This window comes from Mariniluteicoccus endophyticus (assembly GCF_054780035.1).
In genome coordinates, this window is sequence record NZ_BAAGXC010000011.1 from 1 (window position 1) to 1,045 (window position 1,045).

General features: G+C 61.1%; 2 protein-coding genes. Both read right to left on the reverse strand.

The genetic code is table 11. The annotated features are described in order from the left end of the window. On the reverse strand, positions 1-518 hold a 518-nt coding region (locus ACYVGD_RS03525; RefSeq protein ID WP_460741609.1), incomplete at its 3' end, for a hypothetical protein. Positions 519-767: 249 nt separating this feature from the next. Further along, a partial coding sequence (locus ACYVGD_RS03530; RefSeq protein WP_460741610.1) for an integrase core domain-containing protein occupies positions 768-1,045 on the reverse strand: 278 nt, incomplete at its 5' end.

Sequence of the window (1,045 nt, forward strand, 5' to 3'; positions counted from 1 at the left end):
AAGACCTCGACGCCTACCCCGAGACCGACGCGCCACCCCCGCGACCCACCCTCGATTGGGATGAGCCCCATAACTGAGAGTAGAACGAGGACGGTGCTGTAGAAGCGACCTGTTTCGTAGTCAACCAGGGCCCTCTGCAGCAGGGGGATGCGCGGCCGCATCTCGTCGAATCGGTTGAGCCGGCGAAGCGGGAATGAAATTCGATCCTGCGTTTGGTAATACTCGATGAGCCGCCGCTCAGCAGTCTCAGGGTCTTGAGCTGAGATGATTTCAGCGATGGCTTCTAGGTTTAGGTCGCCAGTGAAGACCCAGTTTCGGGGACCCAGTAGCGTATAGAACGCGTCGACAGTATCGGTGATCCGCCGATGCTCTCCTTGGAGGCGCTTGAGTTCCTTTCGCTGGTCTCGCGGCAACAGGAATCCCAGCAGTCTGAACGCAGCCATCTGCTGCTCCAACTCCCTGACTGAGGGGAGATCGCGCGCAGACCCGTAGGGGGTTGCCGGTGGATGGTCCGTCATGTCGATAACGCTAGCGGTGAGCGCAGGCAACCGGGACGGACCGCACTCCTCCGGTTCGTGGACGCGCTACACACGTCATCGCGTTTCACCCACACCGTGCCTCGACTGACTTCGAAGCGTTTCGCAACAGCAGTGGCAGTCTGCCCGTCACTCCGAGCGGTTCGGATCGCGTCCACTTCCTCCAGCGTCAGGCTCCACCGCCTCACAAGAGGGCGTGGTCATCACCATCGCGCACCTGGGCCGCCCCCGTCATTCGGTCCGGACGGTGTGTGAGTCGTCGGTTTCGATTTGATGGGTGCATTGCCGAGCGTACTCGGCTGGGCGTAGGTAGCCGAGCGAGGAGTGCCGGCGGTGATGGTTGTACTCGTCCTTCCAGTCGCCGATCACGACCTGCGCGTGCAGTAGCGAGTAGAAGCTGTTGATGTTGAGGCACTCGTCGCGGATCCGGCTGTTGAATGACGGCTCTTCACAGATGACGGTGTAGTTCGGTTCTGAATCCTCCGGTGTCCAGTAGGGCGCGGATGACG